Raw genomic sequence first — 16,798 nt, 5'->3', positions numbered from 1 at the left:
TTACTTATTTGTCGACAATTAAGTCCTTGATATTCACGGATAGATATTCAGCAATTTTATTCAGCAAGTCCAAGGAGGGCTGTTTGCGATTGCTGCAATACGCATTGATTGTGCTGAAACTCTTGCCAAGTTCCTTTGCCAATTGCGTTTGGGAAACTTCTTTTTCCACAAGCACGAGTTTTATTCTGTTCAGTTTCATCTTCTGGGCCTTTGATTAACAATTATCAAGTGCAAAGATAACAATTCTATTTCACTAAACCGCTTGTTTTGTGCTATATTTATGGCTGTATGCTATCTTTTTAGCCGTTTGTAGTTATTGGAAAGTAAAAAATATGGAGCAACAAGTTTTTTTCTTCAATCCTTACAGCTTTTCGTCGGGAAATGATTATCTTTGCGCCATAAGATTGAGTGTTCTTTGAGGCAATGCAGAATAAAGAAAGGGAAAGAAACTCGCTCGTTTCCATCTCGTAACCCATTTACCCTTTATTCATTCTTATTTTATTGATTATCTGAAAGATACAATATTCTTGAATCTTTTGACGGCATAATCTGTGCAGTTTTTACGCTATGGTATGCATTGATGGCACGCACAACTTGGTTGTACAGCACTCCAATCTTATGGATTTGCGCCGTCAATTCTGAGAGTTTCCTGTAGTATTCCACGGCAGATTTGTCCACCGTAATGATCTTAAAACTATCGCCAAGAATACGACCACGCACGAAATCCGACTTAGTCTGCGCCCCTGAACGCTGAAACAAATCAATCGCTCGCTGCTGGTCTTTGGGGTTAGGCAACCGTACATGCCAGTTGTCCCAACGTGGCTTTTCTACTTGTTTTCGTTCTGAACCATGTTCCTTGTCCTTATTCATATCCTTTCTGTTTTCTTAATTACGACTTTGGAGTAATTCATCTCCCCTTCGGGGCAAGGGTCTTTGTGGTACAAACGGAGGTTTGTGTTACAAAGACACACCTTGCTGGTATCAAGAAATGATACGATTGAAGTATCCACCCTTTGGGGGTGTCTGCTTCGGGATATTACCTCCATGTATTATTCTCGGCTGCAAAGTTACGGCGGATTTTCAAATATCTCATTATCAGTGATATTCACTCTTTTTCCTTGCATTTCCCTGCACTTCATCGGTGTCATATAATCAGCCAAAATATCATTTATTTTGCAGTCAAAACGAGCGAACTATGGTATGACGACACAAGCAAAAGACACATCGTATTACCATTGGCTTGCACCAAAGATGCAAAGAAGAAACGAAACATATTCATGACAATTTGTTGTCATGACAAACTATTGTCAGTACAACAGATAGCAAGAACTATAAATCGTCCTTTCAGACTATCGCACGAACCATGCACAGCTAGAACAAACTGTCTGCTGATACTTCTCAAAAATGAGAGCACATCCAAACATCAAATAGACAAGTAATATGAACTAAGAAATTATCATTATGGAGAACAAACAACAACGCCCCATCTTTCTGGGGTTCTCCTCGCAAAAGGGAGGAGTCGGAAAAAGCACGCTTGCCGAAATCGTAAGCAGCATATTGTACTACGAACAGGGTATCAGCCTCTTCGTGGTGGACTGCGACCTGTCTCAGGATTCCTTTTACAAGCTGAGAGAACGTGAGAAGAGTGTCATTCAGGGAAGCGAGGAGCTTTCCAAGTCTATGCAGGCATTCTTTCAGCACCTCGGCAAAAAGGCATACAGAATTTACAAGTCCAGCCCCAAGGAAGCCGTCAAGACAGCACAAAGTAAGATTGACGCTATCAGCAATGAGAAGTACCAGTTGGTTGTGTTCGACTTTCCCGGTCATGCAGGAACAACGGAGCTGATGGAACTGTCCCTTCAGATGGACTATATCCTATCTCCACTTGAAGCCGACATACAGTCACTCGTCTCTTGTATGGCATACGCCAAGACCATCACGGATATTGGTGTTTCTATGTCCGACTCACGGATAAAGGACATTATCCTGTTCTGGAACAAGGTGGACAGAAGGGTAAGGAACGTCATCATTGACGAATACACAAAACTTATCCAAGGACACGAACTCACACTCCTGCCCGGCTATGTATATGCCACACACCGTTTCTCCCACGAACTTTCCACATACGGGCTACGAGGCGTGTTCCGTTCCACCTATCAGCCTCCTGCAAGGGGATTACGAACGGGCACGGGGCTGGACGAACTCGTCTCCGAGATAATTCAACGTCTCAAACTAAAAACAAAAACAGAACATGGCAACGATTGAGGAAAGAAAGCAGCAACTGGAAAGGAAGCTGAAGAAAATGGCAGAGGACAATGTAGTGGTGAAACCTGTCACGGTCCCCAACCCCTTCGATCCATCCGAGGACACCGAGCCTTCCCTCGCAACATCACGAGAGGAAGACAAAGGTTCGGAAGAAATGAAGACGGCAAAAGAAGAACGAACAGACGAAACAGAAGGAGAGGAAATCGGGAACACGGAACCGAAAAGAGAAAGAAAACCGAGAATAGAAAAACCTGGCAGGTCGTCCCTTTCCATAGAGGAATACCGTTCCCTATACTTTCATCCCGTACGTTCGCAAATGCGGACGGCTTTCTCCATCAATTTGGAGACATTACAGAACCTGCGCAATGTGCTACAAGACTTAGGAGAAAGGGTATCTATTGCTTCCTATATTGATAATATCCTCCGGGAGCATCTGCGGGAACATCAGGAACTTCTCAATAATGCAGCAGCAAAGCAAAGACGTAAGACAACAATAACACTATGATGGAAACAATACTTTTCAGTTTTATACTGGTACTCATCATCATTTGGATGATGCTTGGTATCCTGTATTTCTATATGCGGTATGTATCTCCGTATGACTTCATTATCAAGAAAAACGGAAAGAGCGATGAAGGTAGCAAGAAGAAAGAAGCAACGAAGAAAAAAGACGGACAGAAAGGAAAAGGAACAATAGAGCAAGCCGAGTTTGTACTGATTGGAAAAAGCCGTTCCACTTCCCCGATTATCCCACAAATTCCCTCTGTTTCATCATCTGAAAATTCGGAGCAGAATAATAATAATTTTGCACCGCAGAACTCCGAAAAGGAGGAAGAAATGAAAGAGGACAACGAAATGGACGTTGATTTCGAGATGGAGAGAGTGGACGAAGATGAGATTGTCCGTGAGGAATTAAACCTATCCATCGAGTCCACATCGGGCGAAGCCGAAATTTCGGAGCAGTCCGTCCTCGCACGTGACTTAGTCCGCCTGCAAAAGTGGGCAAAGAACAGTGAGGAGGCTGATGAGGAAGAAGTCAAAGAGACCGTTCTGCAGCTTCAAGACTCAGACCTATTGGATAAGTACAAAGAAAACATCGCCAAGATGCTGGGTGAACAAGCCTCGCTATTGGAGAAAATCCGTAAGGCGGAAGAAAAGGAAGAACAGAGTGCTCAACCAGCAATGCCTTCATCACAAAACCCAACACCTCCTGTTTCTGGCATATCTGACACAGCGGTGGGCGATGCTGACGACAGACCGCTGTCCTATTATCTGTAAAAATGGTTTCTTGATTTTCATATTTCGGAGGAATGCAGGGGTGGCTCAAAAGTAAAATAATCAGCCAATATCTATCATACGATAAAACCGAGCCACCCCTTACCATCTCTACCCAAAAGAAAACAATTCATTTAACAACTTAAAATAAATAGAACAATGAACAACAAAAAGAAAATCACAATGCTGCTCCTGATAGCCGCCACTGCCACAGGAGCGTACGCACAAGGCAACGGCATGGCGGGTATCAATGAAGCCACAAAGATGGTAACAAGCTATTTTGATCCTGGCACAAAGCTTATCTATGCTATCGGAGCCGTAGTAGGTCTGATAGGAGGAATAAAAGTGTACAACAAGTTCTCAAGTGGTGACCCCGATACGAGCAAGACAGCAGCCTCTTGGTTCGGTGCATGTATTTTCCTCATCGTGGCTGCCACTATCCTGAGAAGCTTCTTCCTGTAAAGCGATGGCAGCATTTGAAATCAACAAGGGTGTAGGCCGGACGGTAGAGTTCAAGGGCTTGAAGGCACAGTACCTCTTCCTCTTTGCAGGAGGCTTGCTGGCTGTCTTCATTCTCGTGGTTATTCTCTATCTCTGTGGAGTCAGCCAAATTACCTGTCTTGTTATAGGTGTAGTGGGTGCCAGCCTTGTGGTATGGCAAACGTTCACCATGAACAGAAAGTACGGGCAATATGGGCTAATGAAGAAAGGAGCAGTGCGTATGCACCCACGCTACCTTGTGAACCGCCGAACGGTCTGCCACCTTATCCGTAACCTTCAACCAAAGAAAGCGAAAAAATGAGAAATAAAAGCAAGATAACCACCTTGGAATCGAAGTTCCCGCTGCTCTCCGTTGAGCAAGGCTGTATGGTGAGCAAGGATGCAGATATCACGGTGGCTTTCCGTGTGGAGCTGCCCGAACTCTTTACCGTCACTTCTACAGAATACGAAGCAATGCACTCTGCCTGGCATAAGGCTATAAAAGTGCTACCCAATTACAGCATCGTACACAAGCAGGACTGGTTCATTAAGGAGGACTACCAAGGAAAGCTCTCCGATGGCGGACTGAGCTTCCTTGCCCGTTCCTCTGAACGGCATTTCAATGAACGTCCGTATCTTCACCACTCAGTCTATCTCTTCCTTACCAAGACCAACAAGCAGCGTATGGCACAACAGAGCAATTTCTCTTCACTCTGCCGTGGACACCTGCTGCCCAAGGAGATTACCAACAAAGATGAGGTGATGAAGTTTATGGAAGCCGTAGACCAATTCGAGCGTATCATCAATGATACCGAGCAGATAAGGATTGTCCGCATGACTGAAGACGAGTTAGTTGGCACAAATGAAAAGGGCGGTCTGCTTGACCGTTACTTCTCTCTTTCTGAAGAGGGACATGCTTCGTTGGAGGACATCCGTCTGGGCGCAGACCTTGTACGTGTGGGCGACAATATGCTTTGTCTGCATACACTTTCTGATACGGATGACCTGCCGACTACGGTCAGCACAGACACCCGATATGAGCGATTATCGACCGACCGAAGCGACTGCCGACTTTCCTTTGCCTCGCCTGTGGGCTTGATGCTGCCGTGCAATCATATCTATAATCAGTATCTCTTCATTGAGAACAGCGAAGCCAACCTTGAACGCTTTGAGAAGCAGGCTCGCAATATGCACTCGCTGGCTCGTTATTCTCGCTCCAATCAAATCAACGAGGAATGGATACAGGAGTATCTTAATATTGCCCATTCACAGGGACTGACCTCCATCCGTGCCCACTTCAACGTGTTGGCATGGAGCAGCGATAAGGAAGAACTTCGCCAGATTAAGAATGATGTGGGTTCTGCACTTGCTCTTATGGAATGCCGACCACGCCACAATACCATTGATGCGGCAACGCTCTACTGGGCGGGCATACCCGGCAATGCGGCAGACTTTCCTGCGGAAGAGTCATTCTATACTTTTATCGAGCCTGCCCTCTGCTTCTTTACGGCTGAGACGAACTACAAGGACTCACTCTCTCCCTTCGGCATCAAGATGGCAGACCGTCTTTCGGGAAAACCCGTCCACTTGGACATTTCCGACTTGCCGATGAAAAAGGGTGTCATCACTAACCGCAACAAGTTTATCTTGGGTCCTTCGGGCAGTGGCAAGAGTTTTTTCACCAACCACATGGTACGCCAATATTACGAGCAAGGAGCGCACGTCCTCTTGGTCGATACGGGTAACTCATATCAGGGCTTGTGCGAACTTATCCACCGCAAGACTAAGGGCAAGGATGGTGTGTATTTCACCTATACCAATGAAAGTCCGATTTCTTTCAACCCTTTTTATACGGATGATTACTTCTTCGATGTAGAAAAAAGGGAGAGTATCTGCACGCTACTGCTTACACTTTGGAAGAGTGCTGATGAGCATATTACTAAGACCGAGGCAGGCGAACTTGGTTCAGCCGTAAACTCCTATATCGAGCTTATATGTGCTGACCACAGCGTTACGCCCTGTTTTAATACTTTCTATGAGTATCTGCGGGACGTGTACCGCAAGGATATGGAAAAGCGTGACATCAAGGTAACGCTCTCGGACTTCAATATTAACAACCTCTTAACAACATTAAAGCAATACTATCGTGGCGGTCGTTATGATTTCCTGCTGAACTCGGACAAGAACATCGACCTGCTCTCTAAACGCTTCATCGTCTTTGAAATCGACCAAGTGAAGGACAACAAAGACCTTTTCCCAGTGGTAACGATTATCATCATGGAAGCCTTCATCAATAAGATGCGCCGATTAAAGGGTATCCGCAAGATGATACTCATTGAGGAAGCGTGGAAAGCCATAGCTTCGGCAAACATGGCAGACTACATCAAGTATCTCTACAAGACGGTGAGAAAGTATTTTGGGGAAGCCATTGTCGTAACGCAGGAGGTGGACGATATCATCCAGTCGCCTATAGTCAAGGAAAGTATTATTAATAACTCTGACTGCAAGATACTGCTCGACCAGCGCAAGTATATGACCAAGTTCGACGGCATACAGGCGATGCTCGGTCTTTCGGAAAAGGAAAAGAGCCAGATTCTCTCCATCAACCAGAACAACGACCCGAACCGACTCTACAAGGAAGTGTGGATAGGACTGGGCGGTATGCAGAGTGCCGTCTATGCTACAGAAGTGAGCATGGAGGAATACCTCACCTACACCACGGAGGAAACCGAGAAGGTGGAGGTGATGAACAGGGCTGCACAGCTTGGTGGGGATATCGAAACGGCTATCCGCCAGCTTGCCATAGAGAAAAGAAACAATAAAAAGAAATAAGTACAAACCATCAAAACTATAGTAACAATGAAAAAGTACATTTTCATGGCTCTCTTAGGATTGAGCCTTTCTGTTCCCAAAGCCCACGCACAGTGGGTAGTAACCGACCCTGGCAATTTTGCCGGCAACATCGTCAATTCGGTCAAGGAGATTGCCACCGCCTCGAAGACGGTGAAGAATACCCTTGACGGTTTTAAGGAGGTAGAGAAACTCTACAACGACACCAAGAAGTATTATGATGCCCTAAAGAAGGTGAACAACCTCATCGGCGATGCCTACAAGGTCAAGGAGTGCATTCTGATGGTGGGTGATATTTCGGAGATTTATGTTACCTCGTATAAGAAAATGCTCTCGGACAAGAACTTCCGCCCTTCAGAACTCGCGGCGATGGCTTCGGGCTATGCTAAGCTCTTGGAGCAGAGCGGTGAGAGTCTCAAGGAACTAAAGTCCATCGTTAAGAGTAATGTCTTCTCGATGAACGACCACGAACGAATGCAGGCAATCGACCGTATCTATACTACGCTTAGGGAAAATCGCTCGCTCGTGTCGTACTATACAAGGAAAAACATCTCTGTGAGCTATGTGCGTGCAAGGGAGAAGAACAACCTTGCCTCTGTTAAGGCGCTCTATGGTAATACGGCAAGCAGGTATTGGTAAATCCACAGACAAAAAAAGAACTTGAAAGAACTTTCATAAAACACTTTTGCTTATGGATTTTGCCAGTTTACATGAGCTGCTACGCTCAACCTATGACGAGATGATGCCGCTCTGTGCCCAGATGACGGGTATTGCCAAAGGCATTGCGGGCTTGGGTGCACTCTTTTATATTGCTCTTCGGGTATGGGCTTCCATAGCCCGTGCCGAGGCAATAGATGTCTTTCCACTTCTCCGACCTTTTGTCTTAGGCTTCTGCATCATGTTCTTCCCGACAGTTGTACTGGGTACGATGAATGCTGTCCTCTCGCCCGTGGTGCAGGGAACGGAGATGATGGTACACCAGCAGGAGGGGAACCTTGCCGAGCTTACTGCCAAGCGAGACAAGTTGCAAGAGGAAGCCTACCTTAGAAATCCTGAAACAGCCTACCTTGTCTCCAACGAGAAGTTCGATGAGAAGATAGAGGAAATGGGCATCATCGGACCTGAAGATGCTGTGACGATAGCGGGTATGTATGCCGAGCGTGCTGCCTATCAGACCAAGCAATGGGTCATGAAGATGGTACACGACCTTCTGGAACTCCTATTCCATGCTGCAGGACTTATCATCGACACGCTGCGCACCTTCATACTCATCGTCCTTGCCATCCTCGGCCCGATTGTCTTCGGCATAGCCGTATGGGACGGGTTGTCGGGTTCGCTCACAGCATGGTTCTCACGCTATATCTCTGTCTACCTGTGGCTGCCTGTCAGTTCTATCCTTACGGCACTGCTTACGAAGATACAGGTGCTGATGGTACAGAAGGACATCGAGGCGCTCAGCGACCCCAACTATCTGCCTGATTCGGGGACGTGGTACTACATCGTCTTCTTCCTTATCGGTATTGTAGGCTACTTCTGTGTACCTACCGTGGCAGGCTGGATTATCGAAGCTGGAGGTGGTATCGGCTCATACGGTCGTAATGTCAACCAGACAGCGCAGCATGGTGCGCAAGGCGCATATATTGGTGGCAAGGCTGCTATGGCTGGCGCAGGTGCTGCTGTGGGCAATGTCGGTGGGCGTATCAAGGGTGCACTGCTCAAAGGAAAATAGAAATGGAGCAATAATGCTTAATAAATCAACAGCTATAAAAGGAAAAAGAAAATGGAATTCAAATCACTTGGTAATATCGAGACCTCATTCAGACAGATACGGCTCTATGCCTTTGTCTTTGCCATCGTCTGCGTGGCAGTAAGTGGTTATGCCCTCTATGCCTCGTACAGCTTCGCCAAGGAGCAGCGGGAGAAAATCTATGTGCTTGACCAGGGAAAGTCGCTCATGCTGGCTCTCAGTCAGGATGCAAGTCGTAATCGTCCCGTAGAGGCAAGGGAGCATGTACGTCGTTTCCATGAGCTGTTCTTCACCATTGCACCCGACAAAGATGCCATTGAGAAGAACATGGAGCGTGCCTTTGTGCTGTGTGACAAGTCGGCTTTCAACTATTACAAAGACTTGGCAGAGAAGGGTTATTATAATCGTGCCATATCGGGTAATGTCAATCAGCGCATAGAGGTGGACTCTATCCACTGCAACTTTAATACTTACCCTTATGCGGTAACGACCTATGCACGGGAGTTTATCGTCCGTCAGAGTAATGTTACAGAGCGCAGTCTTGTTACGACCTGCACGCTGCAGAACTCTGTTCGTTCGGATAACAACCCACAAGGCTTCCTGATGGAGAACTTCCTTGTGAAGGAGAACAGAGACATACAGACTTATAAACGATAAGGTTATGGCAAGAAAAAGAAACTTTTTACTCTCGCGTCACTATCTGCGCTTTCACCTATGGCTCCGCCATCGGTGTGAACGGCTCACGATAAGGCAGAGAAAGGAAATCGTCTATGGGCTGAGTTTCATCTATCTGCTCTGCTCGCTTTGGATGATAGCGCAGTTTTTCCTTCCTCCAAAGAAGGAAAAACTACCCATCCCCACGGGAAAGCTGACGGATAGTCCGATACGGACGGACAGTACTTTACAAGAGTTACATGGCAATTTTTATCTACAACATCATCAAACAATCAAGGAAAATGGATAATAAACAGAAAGAACAAATGAAGAAAGGCTTGGTCTTCGGAGGACTGGGACTGCTGTTTGCCCTCTCAATGTGGTTTATCTTCGCACCTTCGGGCAAGGATAAGACTGCAGCGGAGCAGGGACTCAATGACAGCATCCCGCAGGCAACGACAGAAAAACTGACGGAGAACAAGCTCAAAGCCTATGAATTAGGCGACAAGGCACACGAGGAGGAACAGACCCGCGAGGAGATGGGCAGGCTATCGGACTATTTCGCACAGAACACTGCTCCATCAGAGGAGCAGCGTGCAGAGACAGCTGCTTCTACGGCAAAGATAGAAAACTCCATGCATTGCTATGAGGAGAATAATCGCCTCTTGAACTCCTTTTACGCTCCCGACCCACACGAGCAGGAGCGTGAAGCCCTGCGCTCGGAGATAGATAACCTTAAAAAGGAACTCTCTGCCAAAGACAGCAGGGAGGATAATGAAGAGAAACGGCAGCTTGCCTTGATGGAAAAGAGCTATCAGATGGCAGCGAAGTATCTCCCTAAAGCATCAACTCCACCTACCTTCAATAATGGTCTGATTGCTGAAAAAGAGAAGACGGAAGGGGCAGCAGGTGGCTCTGACGCCGCTAAGGGCAAGACCATGCAGAATGAAAAGCCTGCAATGGAAGTTCTGCCGGAGCACAGGCAGATAGTATCCTCACTTAATCAGCCTATGAGCGATGTGTACTTTATGGAGGAATACGGCAAGAAGGCTCGCAATACGGGCTTTTATTCGCTTGCTAGCACGGCTGTACCTACAATGCGCAATACGCTGAAAGTAGTTGTAGACAGGACTACTGTTCTTAAAGAGGGTGACAATGTAGTCCTTCGTCTGCTTGAAAGTGCCAAGGTACAGGGACTGCACATTCCACGACAAAGCCGACTCATAGCCGTCGCTAAGATTGAGGGCAACCGTATGCACCTGCTTATCAAAAGCATAGAAGTGGACGGCCATATCATAGCTGTCAAGCTATCGGCATATGACACAGACGGACAAGAGGGCGTGTATATACCAGGCTCGGAGGACATCAATGCGCTTAAGGAAGTTGGGGCGAATATCGGTGGTTCAATGGGCACATCCTTTACCTTCGCTTCCTCTGCCAAAGACCAAATTATCTCAGAGGCTGCCCGTGGGGTGATGCAGGGTGCAAGTCAGCTGCTTCAGAAGAAACTGCGCACCATCAAGGTAACGCTCAAGGGTGGCTACCGCCTTTTCTTGGTTCAGTCCAAATAAAACAATCAAAATGACAAGTAAAAAATAACATCAAATCAAAAAGAACAATGAAGAAAATTATTTTATCAATGGCTATGCTTGCCATGGTGGGAGCAACAGCCACAGCACAGGAAAACAATGATGGCCTGACACCAAACCGTCCGCTTACTTCGGGAGAGCTGTTTCAAGGTATGAGCCGTGCCATACCAACGGGACGTGTCGTACTGCCGTATGGTCTGGACGTTACCTTTGACAAGACCGTGCATCTTATCTTCCCTTCTGCTATTCGTTATGTAGACTTAGGTTCGCAGAACATCATCGCAGGAAAGGCTGAAGATGCAGAGAACGTACTGCGTGTAAAGGCTTCGGTGAAGGACTTTGAGACGGAAACCAATATGAGTGTCATCTGCGAGGACGGCTCTTTTTATGCTTTCAACGTAAAATATGCCGATGAGCCGGAGAAGTTAAGTATCGAGATGAAGGACTTTCTTTCTCCTGTGGATGGAAGACTGCCAAGCAACCGTGCTGACATCTATTTCAAGGAACTCGGCAATGAGTCGCCCGTATTAGTAAAACTGATGATGCAGACTATCTATCAGAACGACAGACGCTGCATTAATCATATCGGTGCTCAGCAGTTTGGTATGAAGTTCCTGCTGCGTGGCTTGTATGCCCATAACGGCTTGCTGTATTTCCACACCCGTATGGAAAACGGCACAAATATGCCGTACTCAGTGGATTTTATTACATTTAAGGTGGTTGATAAGAAGATGGCAAAGCGTACCGCTATACAGGAACAGGTGTTGCAGCCGCTTCGTGCCTATCATCAGGTGATGCAGGTGCGTGGCATGGGCAGTGAACACACTGTGTTTGCGCTCGAACAGTTTTCTCTGGCGGAAGATAAGCAGCTTGAAGTGACGCTCTATGAGAGAAATGGCGGTCGTACGCTGACCTTTTATGTAACGGCAGAAGGCCTGCAGCTGGCAAAAAAGATTGATAACCTCAAACTGAAATGGTAATGAAGAAGAACAATATCGTTTTGACAGTATGCGTTGCGGTGGCCATGACTTTCAGTCTGCCATCGCAGGCACAACGACTGATACCCAAGCAAAGGGGAATAGAGGTCGTAGGGAGTGTTCCACTTATCAAAGGAGAAAAGTTCCTTGCTGCTGACAATTTCGGTATAGGAGTATCACTCACCCGCTATCTGGGGCGTGAGAACTATACCTTTGTGGGAGTTGAGTATGAACAGCAGAATATGCCGTACAGAAGTTATAACGTAAAACTCAAGGATGCACTCTTGCAGGTGGGCTATATGCACCCTGTTCTCTCCGACAGAGGTAAGAACGTGTTTCTCTATAGTGGCATATCCGCCTTGGGAGGTTATGAGCAGCTGAACGAGGACAACAAACTGCTGCCCGATGGGGCAACACTGCTCGACCGTTCCCGCTTTGTCTATGGTGGTGCCGTGCATGGTTCGGTGGAAGTGTTCCTAACGGATAGGGTTCTTTTTCTTGTAAAGGCACAGGGACGTTTCCTCTTTGGAACGGACGTGCATCGTTTTCGTCCGGCTGTTTCAGCAGGACTAAGGTTTAACTTTTAAGTAGAAGAAAAGATGAAGAAGATATTGAATACGATTTGGGTAATGGGCGTGCTGTCCCTTGCCGTGTTTTGCCTATCTGCTTGTGATAGGGATTTGGATGTTCAGCAGTCTTATCCGTTTACGGTGGAGACAATGCCAGTTCAGAAGGACGTCATAAGGGGACAGACGGCTGAGATACGCTGCACGCTGAAGCGAGGCGGTGAGTTTGCCGATACCCGCTATACGATACGTTACTTCCAGTCTGACGGTAAGGGCTTGCTAAGAAATGATAACGGCACAGTCTTCAAGCCAAACGATCGCTATCCGCTGACGAAGGATGTGTTCCGTCTATATTACACTTCTCTGTCATCTGACCGCCAAACGATTGATGTATACGTGGAGGATAGTTTCGGTAAGGTTCAGCAGCTGACCTTTAGTTTTAACAACGAGCGAGAAGAGGGCAAGGACAAGCCTGTATCTTCTCGCCACTAAGACTGTAATTGATGCGAACGATAAATTCTTTCATTTTACTTTGTGTATTCTGCCTGTTCTGTCAGCCGACCCTTGCCCAGCGCAGGGTGCGGTTGGCAGACTTGCCACCTTTTGAGCGTGCGGTTGTCGTTGTAAAATACTTTGAGGGTATGCACAGCTGGAAGAATTATCCGTTTGTCGGGTATGGGCATCAGCTGCAACCAGGAGAGCGTTTCACTGCGGATATGACAGAACGGCAAGCAGACTCCCTGCTCCGTGCCGACTTATGGAAATGCTTTGAGTACTTCAAGGGCTATGGGAAGGATGCCCTGCTATTGACCTTACTTGCTTACAATGTGGGTGTAGGGCGATTATTCGGTTATGGCAAGCACCCCAAAAGCCGACTAATACAAAAGATAGAGTCGGGCGACAGGAATTTCTACCGTGAATTTGTCTCTTTCTGCCGATACAAAGGAAAGGTGCTACGAGGACTTGTCAAACGGCGAAATGTGGAGTTTACCTTGTTTTATATACCCTAATTACCAAATACGCCTCTTGCGACATTTTTATGCTCGCAAGGGGTGTTTTCTTGTTGTTTTATTCGCCATCTTCGCTATGAATGAGTAACTTTGCAAAAACATTATTAAACTACATATTATGCTTCAAGGAGATAACATAACAGTACGAAGGGTACACGGGATTGCGAATATTGACCTGCAGAAAATTAAAGCATTTCTGCAAGGAGCAGTGTATTCTTGGTGTATAACTCGCAATGATGAATGGTTCTGTGCAAGAAATTTTATAGGAGGAGATAATTATTACTGGGAACATTATCCTTTGGGAGTCCTCTATTTTCGTCACATAGATGCAGGTTATGACCATGATTATGCTTTTGACCAGGCTGCAAAAGATGCAGGTAAGATATTGAAAAGTGTTCTGCAAGAAGATAATCGGCTCTTTGAAACAGAGGGTGGTTATACTCGCCGTTATCGTTGGAAGAGACAATAAAAATACAAAATGGTAGTTATCCCGTAAGTGTACACCTCTTCCCATTCCGAACAGAGAAGTTAAGCCTTATTGCACCAATGGTACTACATAAAGTGGAAGAGTAGGTCGCTGCCAACGTCCACTAAATGGGTTCGGGACGTAAAGCCAATAACGGTAGAATCCTTTACTTTAAAAATTATCTAAAATGAAGAAAAATGTATTTTTCAGAAAGTAGGTGATTGATTTAAGTAAAAAGCTTAGTCAATCCCTCCAAGATTTTTTATCTGACAAATCTGTGATGATTGTATGTAGCAATACAATTCCACTAATTATCGGACTATTTAATCCAATAGCAGGTATAATATCAACAGTTGTTGTGACTTGCTATTAGTTGTTTAACAACAAAAAAGGAACAGATTAAGTTTCCGGAGCGGAGCAACGTGTTTGCTCCGCTTTTCATAAGATATTTGAGTAATCCCTAATACATAAGTTTGCGATTTTCTTTTGCTTCTTTTCTTTGGTTGCCTACTCGTTCAAAGAAAAAGGAAAGAAGCCACGCAATTTTTGAGGTTGCGTGGCTCTTTGTGTTATGACTTTTCGGTTATTCCAAGTATAGCCTTAGATTTTTCCTGTGCTCAATATAAAGAAACGATAGTTTTCTTATTCCCTACCAACTTATTAGATGAGAAATGACCTCTGCTCCTGTCTAAATACAGAACTTTGCTACACGCTGGTTACCGCGACGGTAAAAGGAAGGTACCTTATAGAGCATCCGGAAGAGGAAGGGGTAACGTCCTTGATCATAATCGCTCATATAATACTCCTTTGATAGATGCAAATGCGGGTGCCATTGTTCCATATCCGCAGTATTCAATATCGACCATCTGAACTCTGCTTTATGCTCGGTCTTACTTACGGCATCGTGTTGTTTCGCGTGTTTTACGAGCATATACGCCAGAATTTCCAAAAGGATGGTGGTGTTATTGAGTTGCGAACACACCATATTAAAGAAAGTTTTTACCTGCTCTTCATCGAAATACATCAGCACACCTTCAAGTATGATGAGCACAGGAGCATTGTGCTTCTTTACCGTTTTAATCCATTCTTCATCAAAAAGCGATAGGGACAGGTAGGTGTTCTTTTCGGTTTCGGGCAGGAGTTGACGGCGGATGGCAATGACTTCGGGCAGGTCAAGATCGTACCAATGACCGACATTCGGCTTGCCTAAGCGCTGATAACGGGCATCAATACCAGCCCCCAACTGTATCACTACGGCATCCGGGTGCTGGGCCAAGAATTCTTTTGTCTCGTCATCTATCAGCTTCGCACGTACACACACGCCCACCTGAGACATCTTTGCACCCTTAAATTTGGTAAAATCATAGTCCACTTGCCCTATCATCTCGGCAGCAAAGGGGTCGGATAGGATTGGTCTCGGATGGTTATACTCCGTTGCTTTAGCCCATAAAGGGATCAGCATCGTTTCGGGAATACTTGTAAGTTGCTTTGTTTCCATTTTATCTTTATTTTCAAATGACAATTTATTCGTCCAATTATGCTACAAAGATATAAGGATCATAAAGCCAATACAATACTTATTTATAGGTATTCTATTGTTTTTGCGGAATGGGACTTTGCCTCCCTGAATTCCATTTAGCAAGTGGTGCGGAGTGGGATTTTGACCTCAATATTGCATTTAGCAGGTGGTGCGGAGTGGGATTTCGACCTCAATATTGCATTTCGCAAGTAGTGCGGAGTGGGATTTTGACCTCATTATTCCATTTTGCAGGTGGTGCGGAATGGGATTTCGACCTCAAAAATCCATTTTGCGAGTAAAAATGAAGCGAAAACGCTTGGATTCTTGCAATCTTTTACTAAATTTGAGCAACAATTTTTATCAACCCCTAAACCAAAATGAATATGGAGAAAGTTCACATTATTAACATACAGAAGTTGAATAACGCTGAGTATGCCTATTTCGCTCAGCAAGTAAGTAACCTCATTCACGAGGGCACTGTCGAGAAACTGCACGTGGGTGCCGCCACACTTACTGCTTTCGATGCCGATCTGAAATTGCTGACCGACATCGTGGCGCAAAGCCGCATTTCGGACGAGACAGCCGAGATTGCGGTGATAGACAAACAGACCGACGACCTGATAACCTACATCCTCTCGGCCATCCGCAGCGCGAGGCAGAGCCCCGTTGCCGCACAGAAAGCTGCTGCCACCACGCTCTACAATGCCACAAAGATTTACGCCGGCATCCAGCGAATGGCGCAGCGGCAGGAGGTGCAGCAGGCACGCGGTCTGCTTACCGACCTTGCTAAGCCCGACCTCAAGGCGCACGTTCAGACGCTTGCCCTCCAGCCCGCAGTTGACCAGCTCTCCGCCACCATCACGCGCTACGCCTCGCTGCTAGAAAGCCGCGCCGCATCGCAGCTTGCTGCCAACCTTGGTGCAGCCAAGCCCGTGAGGGAGCAGATGACCGCCGAGTACGACGAGATGACCACCGTGGCCTTCGCCTTCAGCATCGCCGCACCGGCAGCCGAACTCACCACGTTTATCACGAAGCTCAACAAACTCATCGACGACACCAACACCGCCTATAATCAGAGTCGGGCGCAGATGCAGACCTCTAAGGGTACGGCATCGGGCGGAAAGAAGCCCGAGGAGGTGAAGCGCGTGGAGTCGCTTATCGCCGCCTATGAGCAGGAGGCCCACTTCACCCCGGGCGTGATGAAGTTCACAGGCCTTGCTGCGGGCACCGGCTCGGAACGCGCCTATAAGATGGTGACCGACGACGTGGACAATCCCTTCTGGGTGTGCATCGTGGACGGCAAACTCGTGGACGTGGAGTTTAAGATTCAACCCGGCGAGCCGGGAGGGCTGCCTATCGAGAAGCTGAAGTAATTGAGTACAGGAAGTTAGGTGTAAGCA

Annotated in this window: 20 protein-coding genes and 1 rRNA gene; 18 read left to right on the top strand and 3 right to left on the bottom strand. The window is 46.5% G+C overall.

Annotation, left to right across the window (positions count from 1 at the left end; all coding sequences use genetic code 11):
- Positions 1 to 4 precede the first annotated feature (4 nt).
- Both C7120_RS07040 and C7120_RS07035 read right to left on the bottom strand, forming a co-directional pair.
- Positions 5 to 199 (bottom strand): helix-turn-helix transcriptional regulator, encoded by a 195-nt coding sequence (locus tag C7120_RS07040; protein WP_096405012.1) that lies wholly within the window; start codon positions 197 to 199, stop codon positions 5 to 7.
- Positions 200 to 498: 299 nt separating this feature from the next.
- Positions 499 to 870, bottom strand: coding sequence for a hypothetical protein (locus C7120_RS07035; RefSeq protein WP_107620930.1), 372 nt, complete (start codon positions 868 to 870; stop codon positions 499 to 501).
- Positions 871 to 1,461: 591 nt separating this feature from the next.
- Here C7120_RS07035 and C7120_RS07030 point away from each other — a divergent pair.
- The 17 genes from C7120_RS07030 (at position 1,462) to rrf (ending at position 13,999) form a co-directional block, all read left to right on the top strand.
- Positions 1,462 to 2,265 carry a ParA family protein gene (locus C7120_RS07030; protein WP_107620929.1) on the top strand — a complete coding sequence of 268 codons (804 nt, stop codon included), beginning with the start codon at positions 1,462 to 1,464 and terminating at the stop codon, positions 2,263 to 2,265.
- Positions 2,252 to 2,770, top strand: coding sequence for a DUF3408 domain-containing protein (locus C7120_RS07025; RefSeq protein WP_107620928.1), 519 nt, complete (start codon positions 2,252 to 2,254; stop codon positions 2,768 to 2,770). Before C7120_RS07030 ends, C7120_RS07025 begins: the two co-directional genes overlap by 14 nt.
- The gene (locus C7120_RS07020) at positions 2,767 to 3,543 is read left to right on the top strand and encodes a hypothetical protein (RefSeq protein ID WP_107620927.1); all 777 of its coding nucleotides are present in this window, start codon (positions 2,767 to 2,769) and stop codon (positions 3,541 to 3,543) included. Before C7120_RS07025 ends, C7120_RS07020 begins: the two co-directional genes overlap by 4 nt.
- Positions 3,544 to 3,699: 156 nt before the next feature.
- Positions 3,700 to 4,002: a DUF4134 domain-containing protein gene (locus C7120_RS07015; RefSeq protein WP_004378854.1), complete on the top strand. Its 303-nt coding sequence runs from the start codon at positions 3,700 to 3,702 to the stop codon at positions 4,000 to 4,002.
- A gap of 4 nt (positions 4,003 to 4,006) precedes the next feature.
- Complete coding sequence (locus tag C7120_RS07010; RefSeq protein ID WP_006046155.1) at positions 4,007 to 4,342, top strand: DUF4133 domain-containing protein; 336 nt, start codon at positions 4,007 to 4,009, stop codon at positions 4,340 to 4,342.
- Positions 4,339 to 6,852, top strand: a complete 2,514-nt coding sequence (locus C7120_RS07005) for a TraG family conjugative transposon ATPase (RefSeq protein ID WP_107620926.1) — start codon at positions 4,339 to 4,341, stop codon at positions 6,850 to 6,852. The genes C7120_RS07010 and C7120_RS07005 overlap by 4 nt, the downstream gene beginning before the upstream one ends.
- A gap of 27 nt (positions 6,853 to 6,879) precedes the next feature.
- Positions 6,880 to 7,509: a DUF4141 domain-containing protein gene (locus C7120_RS07000; RefSeq protein ID WP_004353763.1), complete on the top strand. Its 630-nt coding sequence runs from the start codon at positions 6,880 to 6,882 to the stop codon at positions 7,507 to 7,509.
- 52 nt (positions 7,510 to 7,561) lie between these two features.
- Positions 7,562 to 8,599, top strand: coding sequence for a conjugative transposon protein TraJ (gene traJ, locus C7120_RS06995; protein ID WP_107620925.1), 1,038 nt, complete (start codon positions 7,562 to 7,564; stop codon positions 8,597 to 8,599).
- A 51-nt stretch (positions 8,600 to 8,650) separates the two neighbouring features.
- On the top strand, positions 8,651 to 9,274 hold the full coding sequence (gene traK / locus C7120_RS06990; protein WP_044126051.1) for a conjugative transposon protein TraK: 624 nt from the start codon (positions 8,651 to 8,653) through the stop codon (positions 9,272 to 9,274).
- Between the two features lie 4 nt (positions 9,275 to 9,278).
- Complete coding sequence (locus tag C7120_RS06985) at positions 9,279 to 9,581, top strand: hypothetical protein (RefSeq protein WP_004353772.1); 303 nt, start codon at positions 9,279 to 9,281, stop codon at positions 9,579 to 9,581.
- Positions 9,574 to 10,842, top strand: coding sequence for a conjugative transposon protein TraM (gene traM, locus C7120_RS06980; protein WP_107620924.1), 1,269 nt, complete (start codon positions 9,574 to 9,576; stop codon positions 10,840 to 10,842). The genes C7120_RS06985 and traM overlap by 8 nt, the downstream gene beginning before the upstream one ends.
- Positions 10,843 to 10,889: 47 nt before the next feature.
- The gene (gene traN, locus C7120_RS06975; RefSeq protein WP_107620923.1) at positions 10,890 to 11,840 is read left to right on the top strand and encodes a conjugative transposon protein TraN; all 951 of its coding nucleotides are present in this window, start codon (positions 10,890 to 10,892) and stop codon (positions 11,838 to 11,840) included.
- Positions 11,834 to 12,424 (top strand): conjugal transfer protein TraO, encoded by a 591-nt coding sequence (locus C7120_RS06970; RefSeq protein WP_107620922.1) that lies wholly within the window; start codon positions 11,834 to 11,836, stop codon positions 12,422 to 12,424. Before traN ends, C7120_RS06970 begins: the two co-directional genes overlap by 7 nt.
- A 12-nt stretch (positions 12,425 to 12,436) precedes the next feature.
- The gene (locus tag C7120_RS06965) at positions 12,437 to 12,895 is read left to right on the top strand and encodes a DUF3872 domain-containing protein (protein ID WP_107620921.1); all 459 of its coding nucleotides are present in this window, start codon (positions 12,437 to 12,439) and stop codon (positions 12,893 to 12,895) included.
- Positions 12,896 to 12,906: 11 nt separating this feature from the next.
- The gene (locus C7120_RS06960) at positions 12,907 to 13,413 is read left to right on the top strand and encodes a lysozyme (RefSeq protein WP_107620920.1); all 507 of its coding nucleotides are present in this window, start codon (positions 12,907 to 12,909) and stop codon (positions 13,411 to 13,413) included.
- A gap of 118 nt (positions 13,414 to 13,531) precedes the next feature.
- Complete coding sequence (locus C7120_RS06955) at positions 13,532 to 13,882, top strand: hypothetical protein (protein WP_107620919.1); 351 nt, start codon at positions 13,532 to 13,534, stop codon at positions 13,880 to 13,882.
- Positions 13,883 to 13,890: 8 nt separating this feature from the next.
- Positions 13,891 to 13,999 (top strand): 5S ribosomal RNA (rrf, locus tag C7120_RS06950).
- Positions 14,000 to 14,567: 568 nt separating this feature from the next.
- Here the strand turns inward: rrf and C7120_RS06945 are convergent.
- A complete protein-coding gene (locus C7120_RS06945) occupies positions 14,568 to 15,377 on the bottom strand; it encodes a class I SAM-dependent methyltransferase (protein WP_106042362.1) in 810 nt (269 codons plus the stop codon).
- A gap of 404 nt (positions 15,378 to 15,781) precedes the next feature.
- Here C7120_RS06945 and C7120_RS06940 point away from each other — a divergent pair, with 404 nt between their 5' ends.
- Positions 15,782 to 16,771, top strand: coding sequence for a DUF6261 family protein (locus tag C7120_RS06940; protein WP_146154207.1), 990 nt, complete (start codon positions 15,782 to 15,784; stop codon positions 16,769 to 16,771).
- Positions 16,772 to 16,798 lie beyond the last annotated feature (27 nt).

The organism is Prevotella sp. oral taxon 376 (assembly GCF_003043945.1).
Classification (GTDB): domain Bacteria; phylum Bacteroidota; class Bacteroidia; order Bacteroidales; family Bacteroidaceae; genus Prevotella.
This window is presented reverse-complemented; position numbering and strand designations above follow the sequence as displayed.